This is a genomic window from bacterium (genome assembly GCA_030693425.1).
In the GTDB taxonomy this organism is placed as follows: Bacteria; Patescibacteriota; Minisyncoccia; order Minisyncoccales; family GWA2-46-15; genus GWA2-46-15.
This window is the reverse complement of sequence record JAUYAM010000002.1, coordinates 216,356-234,693: the sequence shown is the minus strand read 5'-3', so window position 1 is coordinate 234,693 and position 18,338 is coordinate 216,356. Positions and strand designations below refer to the sequence as shown.

General features: G+C 45.8%; 18 protein-coding genes and 3 tRNA genes. 15 read left to right on the top strand and 6 right to left on the bottom strand.

Annotated features, from left to right (window positions below; all coding sequences use genetic code 11):
- The first annotated feature begins 58 nt into the window (after positions 1-58).
- Genes Q8N16_01655 through Q8N16_01630 form a run of 6 tightly spaced genes read left to right on the top strand, consistent with a single transcriptional unit; the run spans position 59 to position 2,910 of the window.
- Entirely contained in the window at positions 59-838 is a 780-nt protein-coding gene (locus tag Q8N16_01655) for a DNA-directed RNA polymerase subunit alpha (GenBank protein MDP3093445.1), read from the top strand.
- An 8-nt stretch (positions 839-846) separates the two neighbouring features.
- The gene (gene rplQ, locus Q8N16_01650; protein MDP3093444.1) at positions 847-1,194 is read left to right on the top strand and encodes a 50S ribosomal protein L17; all 348 of its coding nucleotides are present in this window, start codon (positions 847-849) and stop codon (positions 1,192-1,194) included.
- Between the two features lie 3 nt (positions 1,195-1,197).
- On the top strand, positions 1,198-1,545 hold the full coding sequence (rplM, locus tag Q8N16_01645) for a 50S ribosomal protein L13 (GenBank protein ID MDP3093443.1): 348 nt from the start codon (positions 1,198-1,200) through the stop codon (positions 1,543-1,545).
- Positions 1,542-2,027 (top strand): 30S ribosomal protein S9, encoded by a 486-nt coding sequence (rpsI, locus tag Q8N16_01640; GenBank protein MDP3093442.1) that lies wholly within the window; start codon positions 1,542-1,544, stop codon positions 2,025-2,027. Before rplM ends, rpsI begins: the two co-directional genes overlap by 4 nt.
- A gap of 10 nt (positions 2,028-2,037) precedes the next feature.
- Complete coding sequence (locus Q8N16_01635) at positions 2,038-2,214, top strand: hypothetical protein (GenBank protein ID MDP3093441.1); 177 nt, start codon at positions 2,038-2,040, stop codon at positions 2,212-2,214.
- Positions 2,215-2,910 carry a PD-(D/E)XK nuclease family protein gene (locus Q8N16_01630; GenBank protein MDP3093440.1) on the top strand — a complete coding sequence of 232 codons (696 nt, stop codon included), beginning with the start codon at positions 2,215-2,217 and terminating at the stop codon, positions 2,908-2,910.
- Here Q8N16_01630 and Q8N16_01625 read toward each other — a convergent pair.
- Entirely contained in the window at positions 2,907-4,286 is a 1,380-nt protein-coding gene (locus Q8N16_01625) for a hypothetical protein (GenBank protein ID MDP3093439.1), read from the bottom strand. The two genes, Q8N16_01630 and Q8N16_01625, sit on opposite strands and share 4 nt — an antisense overlap.
- Positions 4,287-4,546: 260 nt before the next feature.
- Here Q8N16_01625 and Q8N16_01620 point away from each other — a divergent pair, with 260 nt between their 5' ends.
- The 6 genes from Q8N16_01620 to Q8N16_01595 all read left to right on the top strand — a co-directional run bounded on the left by Q8N16_01620 (position 4,547) and on the right by Q8N16_01595 (position 12,127).
- Positions 4,547-5,557, top strand: coding sequence for a rod shape-determining protein (locus Q8N16_01620; GenBank protein ID MDP3093438.1), 1,011 nt, complete (start codon positions 4,547-4,549; stop codon positions 5,555-5,557).
- Between the two features lie 163 nt (positions 5,558-5,720).
- Entirely contained in the window at positions 5,721-6,695 is a 975-nt protein-coding gene (locus tag Q8N16_01615) for a hypothetical protein (protein MDP3093437.1), read from the top strand.
- A gap of 16 nt (positions 6,696-6,711) precedes the next feature.
- Positions 6,712-7,269 (top strand): ribosome-recycling factor, encoded by a 558-nt coding sequence (locus Q8N16_01610; GenBank protein ID MDP3093436.1) that lies wholly within the window; start codon positions 6,712-6,714, stop codon positions 7,267-7,269.
- Positions 7,270-7,428: 159 nt separating this feature from the next.
- A complete protein-coding gene (locus Q8N16_01605) occupies positions 7,429-8,499 on the top strand; it encodes a M50 family metallopeptidase (GenBank protein MDP3093435.1) in 1,071 nt (356 codons plus the stop codon).
- Positions 8,500-9,350: 851 nt separating this feature from the next.
- On the top strand, positions 9,351-11,060 hold the full coding sequence (locus Q8N16_01600; GenBank protein ID MDP3093434.1) for a proline--tRNA ligase: 1,710 nt from the start codon (positions 9,351-9,353) through the stop codon (positions 11,058-11,060).
- Positions 11,057-12,127: a rod shape-determining protein gene (locus tag Q8N16_01595; protein MDP3093433.1), complete on the top strand. Its 1,071-nt coding sequence runs from the start codon at positions 11,057-11,059 to the stop codon at positions 12,125-12,127. The genes Q8N16_01600 and Q8N16_01595 overlap by 4 nt, the downstream gene beginning before the upstream one ends.
- A gap of 564 nt (positions 12,128-12,691) precedes the next feature.
- Here Q8N16_01595 and Q8N16_01590 read toward each other — a convergent pair.
- From Q8N16_01590 to gatC, 5 genes are all read right to left on the bottom strand, one after another.
- A tRNA-Met gene (locus tag Q8N16_01590) sits at positions 12,692-12,764 on the bottom strand.
- Positions 12,765-13,043: 279 nt separating this feature from the next.
- Positions 13,044-14,384, bottom strand: a complete 1,341-nt coding sequence (gene gatB / locus Q8N16_01585) for an Asp-tRNA(Asn)/Glu-tRNA(Gln) amidotransferase subunit GatB (GenBank protein ID MDP3093432.1) — start codon at positions 14,382-14,384, stop codon at positions 13,044-13,046.
- Between the two features lie 96 nt (positions 14,385-14,480).
- Positions 14,481-15,827, bottom strand: a complete 1,347-nt coding sequence (asnS, locus tag Q8N16_01580) for an asparagine--tRNA ligase (GenBank protein ID MDP3093431.1) — start codon at positions 15,825-15,827, stop codon at positions 14,481-14,483.
- Position 15,828: 1 nt separating this feature from the next.
- Positions 15,829-17,247 carry an Asp-tRNA(Asn)/Glu-tRNA(Gln) amidotransferase subunit GatA gene (gene gatA / locus Q8N16_01575; protein MDP3093430.1) on the bottom strand — a complete coding sequence of 473 codons (1,419 nt, stop codon included), beginning with the start codon at positions 17,245-17,247 and terminating at the stop codon, positions 15,829-15,831.
- Positions 17,240-17,536: an Asp-tRNA(Asn)/Glu-tRNA(Gln) amidotransferase subunit GatC gene (gatC, locus tag Q8N16_01570; protein MDP3093429.1), complete on the bottom strand. Its 297-nt coding sequence runs from the start codon at positions 17,534-17,536 to the stop codon at positions 17,240-17,242. Before gatC ends, gatA begins: the two co-directional genes overlap by 8 nt.
- Before the next feature lie 59 nt (positions 17,537-17,595).
- Here gatC and Q8N16_01565 point away from each other — a divergent pair, with 59 nt between their 5' ends.
- From Q8N16_01565 to Q8N16_01555, 3 genes are all read left to right on the top strand, one after another.
- Positions 17,596-18,111, top strand: a complete 516-nt coding sequence (locus tag Q8N16_01565) for a hypothetical protein (GenBank protein ID MDP3093428.1) — start codon at positions 17,596-17,598, stop codon at positions 18,109-18,111.
- Between the two features lie 6 nt (positions 18,112-18,117).
- Positions 18,118-18,188, top strand: a tRNA-Met gene (locus Q8N16_01560).
- A gap of 68 nt (positions 18,189-18,256) precedes the next feature.
- Positions 18,257-18,328 (top strand) — tRNA-Met (locus Q8N16_01555).
- Positions 18,329-18,338 lie beyond the last annotated feature (10 nt).

The following is an 18,338-nucleotide window of genomic DNA, read 5'->3' as shown; positions in this document are numbered from 1 at the left end:
AGTTAATTAGCGTCTAGTACTAGACGCTAGAAGCTAGCCGCTAGTTAACTAAAATAATATGATACCTCTATTCTCAAAACCAAAAGTCGTTTCCGAAAAAGACAACCGGGCCGTATTTGAGATTGAAGCCCTTTACCCCGGCTACGGGGTTACCGTCGGCAACAGCTTAAGAAGGGTCCTGATTTCGTCTCTGCCGGGAGCGGCGGTGGCCAAGATGAGGATCAAAGGGGTTGCCCACGAGTTTTCAACCATCCCCGGAGTTTTTGAGGACGTCATCCAGATTATGCTGAACTTAAAAAAACTGAGATTCAAGATGTTTTCCGACGAACCTCAAAAGGCCATCCTGAAAGTCAGAGGCGAAAAAGACGTCAAGGGAAAGGATGTCGAAATCCCTTCGCAGATGGAGCTGGTCAACAAGGAGGAGCACATCGCCAGCCTGACCGCGAAATCAGCCGAACTGGAAATGGAAATCGAAGTCGAAAAAGGCATAGGTTATCTGCCCAGAGAAAAAAGAAAAAGGGAGAAGCTGAACGTCGGCGAGATCCTAGTCGATTCAATCTTCACCCCGGTTGTCAAAGTCGGCTTTCAGGTGGAGAATATGCGAGTCGGAGAAAGAACCGATTTTGACAAATTAATTCTGGACGTTCAGACCGACGGCACCATCTCCCCGCAACAAGCTTTGTTTCAGGCAAGCCAAATCCTAGTCGACCATTTTTCCCTGATCAACCAGAGTTTTAAAGCCGAAGACGAAAAGCCGAAGGCAAAGAAGCCGGGAAAACCGGTTTCTAAGAAAGCCAAGAAGGCGTCTAAACCAAAGAAGAAACCCAAGAAGAAATAATTTTTGCCATGAGAAAGCTCAAGAAAGGCCGAAAACTGTCGAGAAAAACAGGCCAGCGTCAGGCGCTGCTGAGAACTTTGGCTACCAGCCTGATTTTCAAAGAAAAGATCAGGACGACTAAGGCCAAAGCCAAAGAACTGTCCTCTTTTATGGAAAAGGCGGTTACTATCGCCAAAAAACAGGATTTAAAATCTAAGAGGATTCTGTCAGAGATTTTTACGGACAGGGCGGTTGCCAAGATTTCAAAAACCATCGCTCCGCGCTATCAGCAGAGGCAGGGAGGCTACACCAGAATTCTTAAATTGGGACCTAGAAATTCTGACGGCGCCGAAATGGCGATAATCGAGCTAGTCTAAGTCATGAACAAAATCCACACTATCGATGCCAGCGGCAAGCCTTTGGGAAGACTGGCCAGCCAGATCGCCCTGCTTTTGAGGGGCAAACAAGAGGCAAGCTTCCTTCCCTACAAAGAGAGCGGGAACGTTGTCATTGTCAAAAACGCTGACAAGATCTTGATTACCGGAAAAAAGAAAGACCAGAAAACCTATTTTTCCCATTCGGGCTACCCCGGCGGGGAAAAACATACTTCTCTGAAGAAGGTTTTTGAAACAAGGCCCGAAGACGTTTTGCAGAGAGCAGTCATCGGCATGCTTCCCGGCAACAAACTGAGCCAAAAAATCATTAAGAACCTAAAGTTTGAGAAATGACAGCCAAGGACAAGGTAAAAACCAAAGCCCCGGTTAAAAAAAAGGCGGTGGCGAAAAGAGTTAAGGCTAAAAATGAGCCTGCCAAAGCTCCTGATGAATATTTTGAAGGGATCGGCAGAAGAAAAACCGCCGTCGCCAGAGTCAGACTTTATCCGGGGACAAAGGATGGGATGTCAGTCAACGGCAAAGACTTCCGGCAGTATTTTCCGACTTTGGCTTTGCAGAAACTGGCTCAAAGCAGTTTAGCCAGCATAAAGTATCCAAAGAGTTTGAGAGCCGAAATCCGGGTTGGCGGCGGCGGCATCAAGGCCCAGGCAGAAGCAATCAGGCTGGGATCGGGCCGAGCTCTTGTAAAATTGACCGATCAAGCTTATAAAATACTAAGGAAGCTCGGATACCTGACTAGGGACCCGAGAATGCGCGAGCGCAAGAAGTTCGGTTTAAAAAGAGCCAGGAGAGCTCCCCAATGGAGAAAAAGATAATCTTCCCAATATGTTTGGACCAATCTTCGTTGTCGTCGCCTTCTTCATCTGCCTATTTTTGGGCTGGCTCGTTTGCAATGTTGGAGGCAGATGTAAACCGATTGAGTTTGGCTTAGCCGCCACTATCGGGGTGATAGTTTTCATTATCCTGGTCAAGATACTGCAGTCTCAAACCCTCTTTCCTTAAATGTTAAAAGAGCTCATCGATAAATTCTACTTGGATCGGGAAAGATCCAAGAATAAAGATCAAACCAGGTTCTATATCACCGATGCCGGCAAATGCCCCCGGTCGATTTTTTTTAAGTTCAAGAAAGCTCCCAAAGAAGACATTGACGCTCGGGTTTTAAGGATGTTTGACCACGGCGACTACATCCACCGCCTGATACTGAACACTCTTTTTAGTTTGGGGCTGGTTAGGTCTGCAGAGATCGGCACCCCGCCGCAAAAAGTCATTTCCGGGAGGGCCGACGCGATTTTGAGCTGGGAAAATGAGCTTTACGTCTTGGATATAAAATCGATCAACAGCTTTCTTTTCAAGAATTTAAACCAGCCCAAGGATGACAATGTCAATCAGCTTCAGCTCTACCTGCACTTTTTCAGCATCAAAAAGGGGATTCTCCTTTACGTCAACAAGGATACCCAGGAGCTGAAAGAGTTCATCGTCATCTACGACCGCCAGAGATCGGAAAAGCTTTTGAAAGAGTTAGATCTTCTCAAAGACAAGATCGACAAAAACATTATTCCTAAGAGGCTCTCGGATTTTCCGTCAGACAAGGAATGCCAATTCTGCCAGTTCAAGGAAATTTGCAAACAGGCTCTCGCCAGCGAGATGCCCTGGAAAGAGTTTAAAAGGAAATTGGAGTCTCAGCAAAGCTTCCTCTAGGGCAGGATTGCAGAAGAGATATAGAGATTGCCTTCGGTCAGCACTAAAGCTTTTTTACTATTGCTATTAAAAAATATCTCCGGGTTATTGAATTCGCCGATGTCTGCGAAGTTGGTTTGGTCGCGGTTATCGATTTCAATGACTCTTAATTTGTTTCCGGCAGAGAACAAGACGTGGTCGTTGTCTAGCCAGAGAACCTGACCGATCTGATCTTTCATCCTTGCCAGCAAAAAACTGTCTTTGTATTTTCGAGCCGGCTGATCGGCTTTATCTTTCAGGAAGTAAACCCAGGCTTCAGAATTGTTGTAGAAAATAAGTTTCGTTTCATCCTGGGAAACCGCAAAACCCTTTATATTGGCGCCGACTTCGGCAAAGTTTCTCGTTTTTTCGTCAAACCAGAAAAGGCGGTCTTCTTGTCCAAGAAAGACGTTTTTTCTGGAAACTTCGAGGCTATAGGGAGTTTCGAGTTTTATCTCAAAAGGAGTTTCCTGGAGAACCTGTTTTTTTGGAATAGCGAGGTTGTCGATCTCAAAAACAAAACCGGTGTTTTCTAAGATGTAGAGTTTTCTCTGGCCGGATTCAAAATCAACGACTTTTTTGGCAATTTCTAAAGTTTCTTTCGAGGCTAGACCCCCCGAAAAAAGACTTTCCTGCCTCAGAAAGATGAATCGGCGGCTGTCCTGCGGGTCAAAACCGATTTTGTCAAAACTTCCCAAATAGTCGAGGGAAATCGGGCTGGCCGGTTTTTTTTCGGTATCGACAAAGAAAAACTTTTCCTGCTCGCCCAGAGAGGCCTTGATAATCAGGGCTCTAGAATCGTTAGACCATTCTAGATTAAGGAAATCGGTTTTCTTCCGGAGATCTTTTTCCCGAATAAGGAGTTCTTCGAAATTGCTTTCGAGGTTAAGAACGGTCAGATACCAACCCTGAGAATCTCTTTTTTTAAGAATAGTTTTTCTGGCTGACGGAGCTGAGAAAATACTTTCTGTGCCGGTTGTCAGGATCTGAAAACTGATGTTTTCCGGGAAGAGAACGATATTCTTTGCTTCGGTCGTCATCGTCGCCTCAACGTCGAGATTCTTCTTCCAAGGAAGATAGCCTCCTTTTTTGATCTCGACAGGATATCTTCCAGGCAGCAGGTTTTCGACGAGAATCGTTCCGAAAAGGAAATCTGTTTTTTCCTTGATTGGTTTACCATTGATAAAAACCTCGCAGCTTTTGGGCTGGGTTTTGAAATAAAAGGCTCCGGTTTTGGTCAGCTTTCTACTTTTGAAATCAAAGCGATAACCCTGGCTGTAGAAGATAACAGCGGGGGAAACAACCAGAAAAATGGCCAGGCAAATCAGAAAAAGGAAAGTTCTCGTTCTTTTGGTCATACCCCGTATGAGAATTTCGAATAATATTTTTTTGGCATTATATTGATGTAATCTTTTTGGCAGATTTTGCGTGTAGCCAACATAGAAATTTTTGTCTTTTAGGCCTTGAAAAATATAAGCATAATGCCGTTTCGAAAATCCTCTACGGGGCATATTATATTATTCTAAGACGAAACAGCTTTTCTGCCAAGTATGTTTGACCAAAACTCGTTTTTTGGTTAAGATGAATAAGCATTATTCTTAAAAAAACCTGGGTTAATATGTTTCTGGCAAGGAAAATCGGCATTGATCTTGGCACCTGCAACTCGGTGGTTTTTGCTCCCCCAAAAGGAGTGATTTTACAGGAGCCTTCGGTGGTGGCGGTTTCTCTTTTAGAGAACAAAATTATGGCTGTCGGCAGGGAAGCTAAGGAAATGCTCGGCAAGACTCCGGACACCCTCAAGGTTTACCGGCCCTTGAAAGACGGAGTCATCGCTGATTTCAGAGTGACTCAGGCAATGCTCAGATATTTCATTGAAAGGACCAGCAAGCTGGCCAAGTTTTTCAAACCAGAGTTGATTATCGGCGTCCCGGCTGGGATCACCTCGACCGAAAGAAGAGCCGTCATTGAAGCCGGGATCAACGCCGGAGCCAAAGCCGTCTATATCGTCAAGGAACCGATTCTGGCTGCCATAGGAGCCGGCATTCCCATTAATACTTCTTCCGGGCACATGATCGTTGACATCGGCGGGGGAACCGCTGAAATGGCGGTCATTTCCCTGGGGGGAATAGTTAACTGGGGATCGATCAGGGTGGCCGGAGACAAGATAGACGAAGCCATTGCCAATTACATCAAAGAAAAGCACAATCTGGCCATCGGCGAGCAGACGGCCGAACAGATAAAAATGAACATCGGCACGGCCCTGCCCGAAAAAGAGGAAAAAATCATGCAGGTCCGGGGACGGGACCTGCTCCTGGGGCTGCCAAAAACAGTAAAAGTTTCTTCCAACGAGGTTTGTGCCGCCATCAGCGACGTCCTGATGGAAATAATTCAGACTATTAAGCAGGTTTTGAGAGACACCCCGCCGGAACTGTCTGCCGACGTTATCGACGGAGGTATCGTTCTGTCCGGAGGCGGAGCCCTTTTAAGAAACTTCGACCAGCTGATAGAAAAATCCATAGGAGTTCCTTGTTTTGTCGCCGACGAGCCTCTGTTGTGCGTCGCCAAGGGAACTGGAGTTGTCGCCGAAAACCTCGACGTTTATAAAAAGACTCTTATGAGCAAGAGGTAAAATTGGGGCATGCCCCGTAGGAAAACACAGGGGTTTTCGTGGAATTTTCAGGAAGCGAAATATCTTCATCTTAAAACCCCTTTAACTATTTTCAAACAACGCCTTATGATATATGAAAGCTTAAACATTTTAACTACAGAAGATATTTAATTTCCTACGGGGCATGGCGAATTTTTTTGGTCATCAGAAACAATGGTTGCTCTTGAAGAAATCAGAAAGTTTAGGAAAGCTCTCCCACGCCTATTTGTTTTCGGGAAAATCCCAGCTGGGCAAAAAAGAAATAGCTTTTGAGCTGGCAAGGCTGGCAAACTGCAAAGCCGAGAATTCCGGCGGAAGGCCTTGCGGAAAATGCCTTTGCTGCCAGGAAACGGAAAAGAACTGCCATCCAGATTTTCTCTATCTCGAGGCAAAGCCGAGCGATGAGGAAAGCGGCATCAATTCGGTCAGAGATTTGACAAAATGGCTGAGCTTTAAGCCCGGCCTAGGGGGTTTCAAGGTAGCCGTCATTGACCAGTTCCAAAAGTTTTCTCTGGCAGCCCAGTCGGCTCTCTTGAAAACCTTGGAAGAGCCGAGGGGCGACGCTCTCTTGATTCTGATCAGCGATTATCCGGAGTTTTTGCTGCCGACAATCGCTTCGAGGCTGCAGGAGATAAGGTTCTACCCGTTGTCGGAAAAGGAGATAGTCGGCCTTTTGACAGCCAAGGGAGCGAGCCAGGCGCTGGCCAAGAAAATAAGCTTTTTTTCTTTCGGCAGGCCGTTGAAGGCTCTGGATCTCTTGGCGAAGGAAAAGCTGGCCGCAGAAGAGGAGAAGCTCGAGAGCTTTGGAAACCTGCTTGCCAGAGATCTGGCCCCCTGGTTTAAAAAGATCGGAGAGATCGCCGGAGACGGCGGAAACGTCACCGAGGCTTTGGAAGCCTGGCTGAACCCGCTTAGATTAGTTCTTTTGGCGAGAATGGGAGTCGTGAGAGAGGAAGCGATGACCGAAGCAGGAAAGAAGTTTTTTCAGAAGGCCAGCCATATCCCTTTAGCCAAGATCAGGAACTTTATTGATTCTCTAGACAAGGCGAATTACCTTTTGCTGAGAACCAACGCCAACGCCAGATTGGTTATGGAGAATTCGGTTTTAGAACTATTTTAAAACAAATCTTTTCAAAATGACCAGCCAAGAAATCTTAAAAAGAGTGACTCCCGAGCTCGACCAGATAGTCAGTTATCTCGCAGAGGAGATGAGCAAAATAAGAACCGGAAGAGCTGATCCGTCCTTGGTCGCCGATCTGAAGGTCGGCTGCTTTGGCCAGGAGTTTTCCATAAAGCAGCTGGCGGTCGTTTCGGCTGCCAGTCCAAAAGAGATCATTATCCAGCCCTGGGACATATCTTACGTAGATCCGATCCTGGCCGCTTTGGCAAAATCTTCCATAGGATCGGGGGTTCTGGCTGAGAGAACATTGATCCGGATTTCGCTGCCGCCCCTGACCGAAGAATCGCGGGAAAACTTTATAAAGATGCTTTCTGAGAAAATGGAAGAGCGGAGAATCATGATTAGAAAGATCAGGGACCGCATTTGGAAGGAAATCCAGGAAGGCGAAAGAGAGGGCTTAATAAGAGAGGATGACAAATTCAGAGGCAAGGAAGAGCTGGACAAATTGGTCAAAAAGCACAACGAAAAGATCGAGGAAATGGGCGAAAGGAAGAAAAAGGAAGTGATGGAGTAATCGCTCGGCAACGAAGTTTTTCAGACACCGATAGTTCCCTCATCCAGCGATTCGGGACTATCTACATTCTCGGCGACTTATCCTTCGCTTTGCTCAGGAACCGTGCTAAGTCGCCTGCGAAAGTTGTCTGAAAACTTGTCGCCTCGCTTCTTAACTAACATGTTTATCACTATTTTTATTTCTTTTATTAGTCTAATTATTCTCGTTTCCCTGCACGAACTGGGCCATTTTTTGACTGCCAGGAAGTTTGGCGTCAGGGTCGAAGAGTTCGGCTTTGGTTATCCGCCCAGGATTTTCGGTAAGAAAATAGGGGAGACTGTCTATTCTCTGAACCTTTTGCCCTTCGGCGCTTTCGTCAGGATATCCGAACAAGACCGAACCGACCCCTCCTCGTTTTCTGCCAAGCCTTTGTGGCAAAGAGCTTTGATTATTTTCAACGGAGCCGCTTTTTTCTGGCTGGTGGCAGCAGTTTTGTTTTCAATAGTTTTCATGATCGGGGCTCCGACAGCGATCGGTGATTCGGAAACCGGGGTTCCCGAAACAAAAGTCCAAATTACTTCGGTTTCGGCCGGGAGCCCGGCCAGTCAAGCCGGCCTCAAAGCCGGAGACATTATCCTCGGCCTCAAATCAGAGAGCGCAGAGATTACCGTCAATAAGGTAAAAGAGGTTCAGGAATTCATCGACGCCGCCAGAGGTAAGAATATTGTTTTGTCTTTGAAAAGAGGCGGCAAAGTTTTTGAAGCCGAGGCCATTCCAAGAGAATCTCCGCCGTCCGGACAAGGAGCTTTGGGAATCGGCTTGGCCAGGACCGGGCTCAAAAGCTATCCCGTTTTTTCATCCGTATTTGAAGGAATAAAAGCCACTTTCAGGGTGACGGAATTGGTAATCGTCACTTATGCCAAGAGCCTGGGGCAGGTTTTCCGCAGACTTCCGACCGGACTTCAACTGGTCGGTCCGATCGGCATCGTTGGTTTGCTGTCACAGGGGGTTTCCATGGGCGCCAGCTACTTTCTCCAGATGATCGGTTTCCTGTCGATCAATGTCGCCGTCATCAATCTCCTGCCAATACCGGCATTTGACGGCGGCAAGCTTTTCTTTTTAGGGATTGAGGCGATCAGGAAAAAGCCGGTTTCCCAAAAGCTTGAAGAAAAGATAACCTTTGTCTTTTTCAGCCTCTTAATCATTCTGATGGTTTTTGTTAGCATAAAGGATATAAGAAACATATTTTAAATGAGGCAATCGAAACTTTTCCCGAAAACAAAAATTGATTGTCCTGATGGTGTTAGTCGCTTTCAAAGATCTGCAAAAAAATTCTGATTATACGTTTCTGAGATCGTTTCTGAAATCAACGAATTCCGGAGAACAAATTTGTCAGTATGCTGCTACGTAGCAGTGGAGTGACATTGATTCAGTTTTCATTTTAGCGGAACTTAGACCGGGTTTTGATCTGCCAGAGATCTTGACATATTTTGTAGCTTGGGATATAAATAAAACATAATAAAAGGAATGAAGGGGAATAGTATCTGCCGATTGGTGGAGAACCCGCCCCAGACCTGCCAGCGATGAGCTGTGCCGGAAGCCCAACCGTAAAAACAGGGACGCCGATTCAAAGGGAGTCGGTTAACAAGATTCTGCTAGCAATAGCGGGATAAAACAAGGTGGTATCACGGAAGCAAACCGTCCTTGGAAAGTTGTCAATTTGTTTTGACAATTTTCTCGGGGCGGTTTTTTGTTCCCGGCCTCGGGAGAAAGGAGATTGAAATGACCGCCACCCAAAACCATGTCTGCCAAGGAGTTTTCCATGTCTGCTACTATTGCGGCAAACAAGGCTGCGAAAATTGTATGAGCATGGTTACTTTCCCGGTCCGCGACGACCAAGGAAAAGTAAAATCATGGCAGACAGTCTGGGCCCATCATTGGTCCGAGCATCACTGCGTGAAGAAGTGGCTCGAACTAAAGATCCCACCGCCCAGATAAAAAAAAGAAAGGGGTCGGTGTTACCAGTTTGCGCCGGTTACCTGACCCCTTTCCACCCTAACAGGTTTTGCTTTTTTAGTAAAATTAAGGTAAATTAAATAAATATGAGGCAGTCAAACCTTTTTGGAAAAACACTGAGGCAAGCTCCTAAAGAAGCTCAATTTAGCAGCCATCAGTTGTTATTGAGAGCCGGTTTTATTACCGAGAGCTGCGCCGGACGGTATTATTTTTTACCACTTGGTTGGCGAGTTCACGAAAAGATCAAGGAAGTTATCAAGAAAGAAATGGATTCCTCGGACGCCCAGGAGATGATTGCGCCGGTTCTCCATCCGCTTGGATTGTGGAAAGAAACAAACCGGACTACCTCTACGGGTTTTGAGCTTATGAGAGTAAAGGACAGAAATGGAGCAGAATTCGCTCTTGGCGGCACGGCCGAGGAAATGTTTGTTGATCTGGTGAGAAAATTTAAGCTGTCTTACAAGGATCTGCCGTTTAATCTTTACCAGTTTTCAACTAAGTTCAGGGACGAGTTAAGGCCGAGAGGCGGGCTTTTAAGAGTTAAAGAGTTTGTGATGAAAGACGCTTATAGTTTTGACAGGGATGAAGAGAGTTTTAAAAAAACTTATCAGAAGATGTGGAAAGTTTATGAGAAAATTTTTAATCGTTTAGGATTCGAAACCATGGCGATTGAGGCCGATAACGGCTATATCGGCGGGGAATACTGCCACGAATTTGTTGTTCTTTCTAAAATAGGCGAAAGCAAATTCTTAACTTCTGGGGACGGCAAATACGCTGCCCACGAAGAGGTTGCCAAGTTTTATTGCGAAGACAAAAACAGTAAAGAGAAAATACTGCCCTTAAAAGAGGTGGCGGCAAAAAGAGGGCCGACCATGGATGACGGGGTTAAATTTCATCATTTACCTCCTTGGCAGCAGATGAAAGATTTAATGGTTGTCAATGAGAAAGGCGAACTGATTTTGGCAGTGACAAGAGGCGATCTTGAGGTCAATGAAATAAAACTTGCCCGTTTAACTAAATCTTTGACATTGCGCCATGCTACGGAAAAAGAGATAAAAAGCGTTGGTTCCTGGCCGGGGTTTATTTCACCGGTTGGCCTTTCAAAAAAAGTCAAAGTGGTAGCTGATCATTCTTTGAGGACAATCAAAAACGCTTATACCGGCGCCAATAAAAAATACTGCGACTTATTGAATGTTAATATCGGCCGCGATTATAAGCCTTATCTTGAAGGCGACATTGCCATGGCTAAAGAGGGATATTTGGCCCCTGATGGAAAGCAAAAACTCAAAGCGGGAAAGGGGATAGAAGTGGGCAATATTTTCCAGCTGGGTTACCATTATACTCATTTGATGAAAGGAGCTAATTTTACAGACGAGAATGGAAAAGAAAAGCCTTATTATATGGGGTGTTACGGCATCGGCATTGGCCGGACAATGGCAGCGATTGTAGAAAAGTACCACGACGACAAAGGCATTATTTGGCCAAAAGTGGTTTCGCCTTTCCAAGTTCATTTGCTGCAACTGGAGAATGACAACAAGATCAGGAAAGTAGCGGGAAAGCTTTATGAAGAGCTTGAAAAACAAGGCATAGAAGTTCTTTTTGACGATCGGCCCGACAAGACTGCCGGCGAGAAATTCGCCGACGCCGACTTAATCGGCATTCCCTTGAGAATCGTGGTCAGCGAAAGAAGCCTGGCAAAAGATTCTTTTGAGTTCAAGCAAAGAGGCGGAAAAGAAATAGAATTAGTTCCAGTTCTAAAGACTTTAGCCAAGATTAAATCTCTTGAATTATTATGAAGAAGTTCCGGAAAGCCATAGAGAAAATCTTCAGGAGTTTTTCCCAGGACATTGCCATTGATTTGGGAACCGCCAATTCCCTGGTTTATGTCAGGGGAAAGGGGATTGTCATGACCGAGCCCTCGGTGGTAGCCATCAACCAAAAAACCGGCCAGGTTTTAGCTATCGGAGAGGAAGCCAAAAAGATGGTCGGCCGGACTCCGGGCCACATCGTTGCCACTAGGCCTTTGGTCAAAGGGGTGATTTCCGACTTTGAAGTGACCGAACAAATGCTTAGGTATTTTATAGATAAGGCTCAAAAAGACAAGCTTAGGCTTGGCATCAGGCCGAGAGTTATTATAGGAATCCCCTGGGGAGTGACCGAGGTTGAGAAAAAAGCGGTTCAGGATGCGGCTCACAATGCCGGCGCCGGCCAAGTTTTTTTAATTGAAGAGCCCATGGCCGCGGCTATCGGTTCCAGGCTTGAAGTCCAAGAAGCCGGGGGGAACTTTGTTGTTGATATCGGCGGCGGCACCACTGAAGTGGCAGTTATTTCTTTGGGGGGAATTGTCATCGCCAAAAGCCTGAGAATTGCCGGAGACAAACTCAACGAAGACATTATCCACTTTGCCCAAGAGGAATTCAAGCTATTGATTGGCGAACAGACTGCCGAAGAAGTGAAAATCGCCATTGGGTCTGTTTACCCGCAGAAAGAGAAAAGGGAAGCTCCTTTGAGAGGCAGAAACTTGGTCACCGGCCTCCCCGAAGAGATTATGGTTTCTGACGAAGATATCAGGAAAGCAATGGAAAAATCAGTCAAGCAGATTATTAACACGATTAAGATGACTATTGAAGAAACTCCTCCCGAGCTTCTGGCAGACATTATGGCCAAGGGCATCTGGCTATCAGGAGGAGGCTCTTTGTTAAGAGGTTTGGATACCTTAATTACCAAAGAGGCCAAGATCAAGGCCAGGGTGATTGAAGACCCGATGACAGCCGTGGCCAGAGGGGCAGGCATGGTTTTGGAAAACCTGGATGACTTGGCCGAGGTGCTGGTGGAAACAGAAGGCCTGGAACCGCTGAAATAATATAGTATTTAGTATCTAGTAGCTGGTATCTAGTATTCGGACATCGCATGTCCGATTTTTTTGCTAGTGGATATACGATAAACCTACGATCGTGAGTTTATCGTGAGTTTGAATTGTATCTTTAATCAAAAAACATTGTCAAATGAAAAATGCAGTATGTAGAAAGCAGTAAGTAGTAAGGGATAAGTTTTGTGCTTAGCTTGGCTAAGCACAAATTAGCTAAGCATAAATTACAAAAAGCTGTCACCATTACGCACGATCGTAGGTTATATTGACAGCTTTTGTTTTATTTGACAGCTTTTGTTTTATTAACTTCTGGGATTAAATAAAAAATCGGAGAGCGGGTCTCCGATAGGACTTGTTTTGGCAAAATAAAAGCAGCCCGAGGTCTGACCTCGGGATAACCTTTAGGTGACAGTCACCTTTAAATATCACGCCTTATCATTGCTATAGCTTTGGTTAAGCGTTGTTTTTTGGGCACCCAAAAAAATTTCTCTAGGAAAATAAAAAAGGCGGTCAACTCTCCGGAGAGTGTCAATCTGAGAGAGAACCGACCGCCTTAGGTAGCGGGGGCAGGACTCGAACCTGCGACTGGAGGGTTATGAGCCCCTTGCTCTGCCAACTGAGCTACCCCGCGGCGGGCAAGGTAACAATGTTTTACCGTTAAAACAGCCACTGTTGCCTTGCCACAACCAAAGAGAAGGAGCGAAACGCATTTTTAAGATACCTTATTTGCCGTTTTTTGTCAAAGGCTCAATCAGTTTTCTCCGAACAAGGCAAAAATATCCCGAGGTCAGACCTCGGGATAATAATACGATAAACCTACGATCGTAGGTTTATCGATATTTCAATTTAATAGGTTTTATGAGTTATTTCGTATTTTGGTTGCGGGAAGCTAAGCTCCCCATAAGTTGAATCAAATTCTTAGTTTTTCTGCCAGTTTTTGCTGGACAAGTTTTTTGTCTATAGAGGGATTGGTGACTGAAACTACTTTGCCGATTAAAAACCCTAAAACGCTGGTTTTGCCCTTCTTGTAATCTTCAACTGCTTTAGGATTTTCAGCAATGACCTTAGCAATGATTTTTTCCAAGTCGCCATCGCTGATTTCAAACACTTGCCGGGATTCGGCAATGGTTTTTATCAATTCTTCAGGGGAAGTTTTGCTAATATCTAGTTTTTTGTTGATTATCCAGTTGGCAATTTGGGCAGGGGAGAGATCTTTTTTGCCGGCCTTGACGGTTTCTTCGAAGTAATCGGCGATGGGCTTTTCCTGGCATAAAATCTCCACATTATATTCGCTTAAATCGTATTTGGCAATAAACCTTTTGATTTTGTCGTCGGGGAGTTCGCCTATTTGACTTTTGATTTTTAATATTTGATCTTGGCTGAAAGCCATTGGCGGGATGTCAGGTTCGGGGAAATAGCGATAATCATGGGCTTGTTCTTTTTCTCTCTGTAAAACCGTTATTCCCTTGGTTTCATTCCAGCCCCGGGTCTCTTGAACCAATCTCTCGCCCTTTCCCAGTGATTCTATCTGCCTTTTGATTTCGTAGTCGATCGCTTTTCTGACAAACTTGAAAGAGTTGATGTTCTTTACTTCAATCTTGTAAGGAGGCAATTCGTCTTGGACATGCGATGTCCAAAGGACATCGCATGTCCTAACCGAGATGTTCGGTTCCAGCCTCATTGAACCTTTTTCCATGTCCGCTTGGGAAATTCCCAAATACCGGACAATCAATTGGAGTTTTTTCAGGAACTCGTCAACCTGTTCGGCGTTTTCAAAGTCCGGTTCGGTAACAACCTCGACCAGGGGGACGCCTGACCTGTTAAAATCTATTAAGGTTGCTTTTTCGCCCTCGATTTCGGTATGGATTAATTTTCCGGTGTCTTCTTCAAGGTGAACCCTCCTGATGGCGATCACCTTGCCGTCTTTCAAAGCTATTTTGCCTTCGATAGACAATGGCTTGTCGTACTGGCTGATCTGGTAGCCTTTCGGCAAATCCGGGTAAAAATAGTTTTTCCGATCGAACTTGGATTCCTCGGGAACCCGGCAATTCAAAGCCAATCCCAGCATGATTGACCAGTCAACCGCTTTTCTGTTGGGAACAGGCAAAGCCCCGGGCAGCCCCAGGCATACCGGGCAGCAATGGGTATTGGGTTCCACGTTAAAATGAAAGGCATCACAGCCGCAAAACATCTTGCTGGCCGTGGCAAGCTCAATATGAATCTCTAATCCTATTACTGGTTTATACTTCATATTTTGTTTTCGTGTTATTTCGTGTTCTGTTTCGCGTTTTTTTCGTGTGATACGCGAATCTACGCGAATAAGAAAGCGAATCCAGGCGAACTAAAATTAAGGGCTAAAGCGGTACAATGTTCTCGGAAAGGGGATGGCTTCCCTGACGTGTTCCAGTTTGCAAAGCCAGGCAACTAAGCGTTCCAGGCCGAGGCCGAATCCCGAATGGGGAACCGAGCCGTATTTTCTCAAATCCAAATACCATTCATAATCAAGGCTGTTGACGCCGGCCTCTTTGAGCCGTTTTAAAAGCTCTTCATAATCATCTTCCCTTTGGCCGCCGCCGGTAATTTCGCCGTAGCCTTCGGGAACAAGCAAGTCAACAGATAAAGTCAATTCTGGTTTTTGGGCGTCTCTTTTGAAATAAAAAGCTTTGAGGTTAGAGGGAAACTTCATAATAAAGAGAGGCTGTTTGAAATGGGTCATTAACAAGGTTTCGTCGTCATTCCCTAAATCCTGGCCGTATTTGATGTCAGAACCCAGGCTTTTAAGTTTTTCCACAACCTGATCGTAAGTCAGTCGCGCAAAAGGCAATTTTATTGCTTCCAGGAGTTCGGTGTTTCTTTCGAGAATTTTAAACTCATCGGAGCACTTTTCAAGAACTTTCTGAATGACAAAGTGGATCAGCTGCTCCTCAAGTTCCAAAAGCCCGTCGTATTCCATGAAAGCAGCTTCGGCGTCCATCATCCAGAATTCGGTTAAATGTCTTTTGGTCTTTGATTTTTCGGCCCTGAAAGTCGGGCCAAAGTCGTAGACCTTGCCAAAAGAAGCGATAGCAGCTTCTAAATAGAGCTGGCCTGACTGGGAAAGATAGGCATAAGGCCTTTTCTCGTCTTTTTCTAGCCAGGAAACGAAATTCTGGTCGTTTTCTGGCCAGCTGGGCAGATAGGGCAAGGGGAAAAGTGTGGTCGTGCCCTCGCAGGCCGAAGGAGTGATGATCGGAGCGTCAAAGCGCAGATAGCCTTGGCTCTGGAGAAATTCATTGATCGCCAGAGTTGTTTCGTTTCTAATTTTTAAGATTGCCCACTGGCTTTGGCTTCTCAGCCAGAGATGGCGGTTTTCCAAAAGAAAGTCAATTCCGTGCTCTTTAGGGGCAATGGGGAAATCTTGGCTTAGAGAAATAACTTTCAAATCCTTTGCCTGAAGCTCAAAGCCGGAAGGGGATCTTGATTCTTGTTTGACAAGACCTAAGACAGCAACAGAAGATTCTACCGTCACTTTTTGAGCAGTCGCAAAGATTTCCGGTGAAACCTCGTTTTTGGACACGACTGCCTGGATAAAACCAGAGCCGTCTCTGACCTGCAAAAACAGAATTGAGCCAGAAGAACGGATGCTGAAAACCCAGCCCTTGATCTCTACTTCTTTCCCGATAAAGTCTTTGGCGTTTTTTATGAAGAATGGCATTTTAGTTTAGATTCGGTTTTCTTTTGTGCCAATCGGTAACTTGTTGGTAGGCGTGGCCGGCGGCAAACAACAATGATTCTGATAACTGGGGGCCGATCAGTTGGAAACCAATCGGCAGGTTATTTTTGGTAAAACCGCAAGGCATAGCCAGAGAGGGGATGCCGGCTAAGTTTATCGGCCCAGAATAGACGTCGCATAAGTACATTGCCACTGGATCGTCTGTTTTTTCCCCGATTTTAAAAGGAGGCGTCGGAGTGATCGGCGCAATAATTGCGTCAACTTCGGTAAAAGCCTTGTCAAAATCTTTTTTGATAAGGTTTCTGACTTTCATCGCCCGTTTATAATAAGCGTCATAATAGCCGGCAGATAAGGCGTAAGTGCCAAGCATAATCCGCCTCTTGGCCTCGGCTCCGAAAGAGTCGCGAGAGTGGCCGAATCTTATCCCGTCGTATCGCGCCAGATTTGAACTAGTTTCGCTGGGAGCGATAATATAGTAGGTCGGCACGGATCTTGCGGTGGCCGGCAAACTAATTTCAATTGTTCTGGCGCCCAACCCTTCAAAGATCCTGATTGTTTCATCAATAGCTTGGCGAATTTCTTTATCTAAACCGGCTCCATAGTATTCTTTAGGCAAGCCCAGAACGATGTTTTTAAAGCCCTTGGTTAAACAATTGATATAGTCTGGAGGCGCGTCTAAGACGGCGGTAGCGTCAAGGTCATCCGGCCCAGCTATTTTTTGCAAAACAAGAGCGCAATCATCAACGGTTTTAGCTATTGGCCCGACGGTATCTAGGGAACAGGCAAAGGCAATTGCGCCGTAACGCGACACTCTGCCATAAGTCACTTTCAAGCCGGTGACGTTGCAAAAAGCGGACGGTTGCCTGATTGAACCGCCGGTATCTTCAGCGATTGAGAAAAACCCCATACCGCAGGCAACGGCTGCGGCCGATCCCCCGCACGAGCCGCCGGGCACGTAATCTAGGTTCCAGGGATTTCTGGTGGGAAAAAAATCAGAATTTTCGGTTGAGGCGCCGTGCCCCCAAGCATCGCAATTGGTTTTACCGATAAGAATGGCGCCTTCTTGCTTTACCCTTTTGATCGGGGTGGCGTCATAAGGAGGGAGGAAATTTTTAAGGACATTTGATGAAGCCGTAGTTTCAACGCCCTTAGTGCAAAATACGTCTTTGGCCGTAAAGGGAATGCCGCAAAGAATGGGCAGCTCATCGGCCGGGGTCTTGGCGATTAATTTATCGGCTCTATTAGCCGCTTCTAAGGCTTGGTCTGCACAGACGGTGACAAAGGCATTGATTTTAATATCTTCCTTTTGGATCTTATCTAAAGTCGCCAAAACTAATTCTCTGACAGAGAACTCTTTGCTTCTCAACTTTTGGGCAACTTCTCTAATAGTTAGATCAAACATTAAAAACGGCTTTGGTTTTGAAGTAACCTTTAAAGGTCGCCGGAGCGTTGCTCAAAACCTGTTCCTGAGCAAGAGACGGGGAAACCAAATCTTCCCTAAAGATATTTTTCAGGCCGGTCGTCTGGCTCAGAGGCTCAGTTTTGGAAGTGTCGATCTCTTGAAGCTTGCCAATGAAATCTAAGATCGCCGAGAGTTGTTTTTCAAACTTTTTCACCTCTTCATCAGAAAGGCCGATGCGGGCCAGTTCGGCGACGTGCCTTACTTCTTTTGAGCTCAGCTCTTTTGACATATTTTTAAATCTTAACACAATTTATTGATTTTAGTAAATTTCTTTGCTATATTCTAACTATGGACTTAGCCAGCCTTCTTCTGAATCATCCGACAGTTCAATACATAATCGGATTGGCCCAAAACCTCGGTCCTTTTGTCTTTCTGTTATTCTTGTTTTGGGCTATTTTTTCCCTTTTTCAAAAGCCAATGAGTTTCATCAAAATGGGTTTTTGGATAGACTGGACGGAGTTCTTTAGGCAAAGGGGATACGAGAGCGGCAGGATAGAAAAGAAATGGACGATTGTCTCCAGAAGGCTGGAGAATCCCAACATGGCTGATTGGAAGCTGGCCGTCATCGAGGCCGAAAGCCTGCTCGAGGGAGTTCTGATAAGAATGGGGTTCGGCGGAGAAAGCTTTGGCGACAGGTTAAAGAAGATCAGAGAGGACCAGGTGCCAAGCCTCGACGATCTGGTCAGCGCCCACCAGACGCGCAACAACATTGTCCACGACCCAGATTACAGGCTGGACATGGAAGAAGCGACCAAAACTCTGTCTATTTACGAAAAGGCTTTGCGCGAGCTGGACGCTCTCTAGTTACATCGCGGGGTGGAGGAGTAGTACCTCACGAGGCTCATAACCTTGGGACGCCGGTGCAATTCCGGCCCCCGCAAATGGATAGCGACTAGCGGCTAGGAATTAGCGTCTAGTTGATACGTCAGTGTGGTTCAGCGGGGAGTAGGGCTGGGTAGCTCAGTGGTAGAGCACAGGACTCATAAGCCTGGTGTCGTGAGTTCGATCCTCACCCCAGCCACCCTAAATCG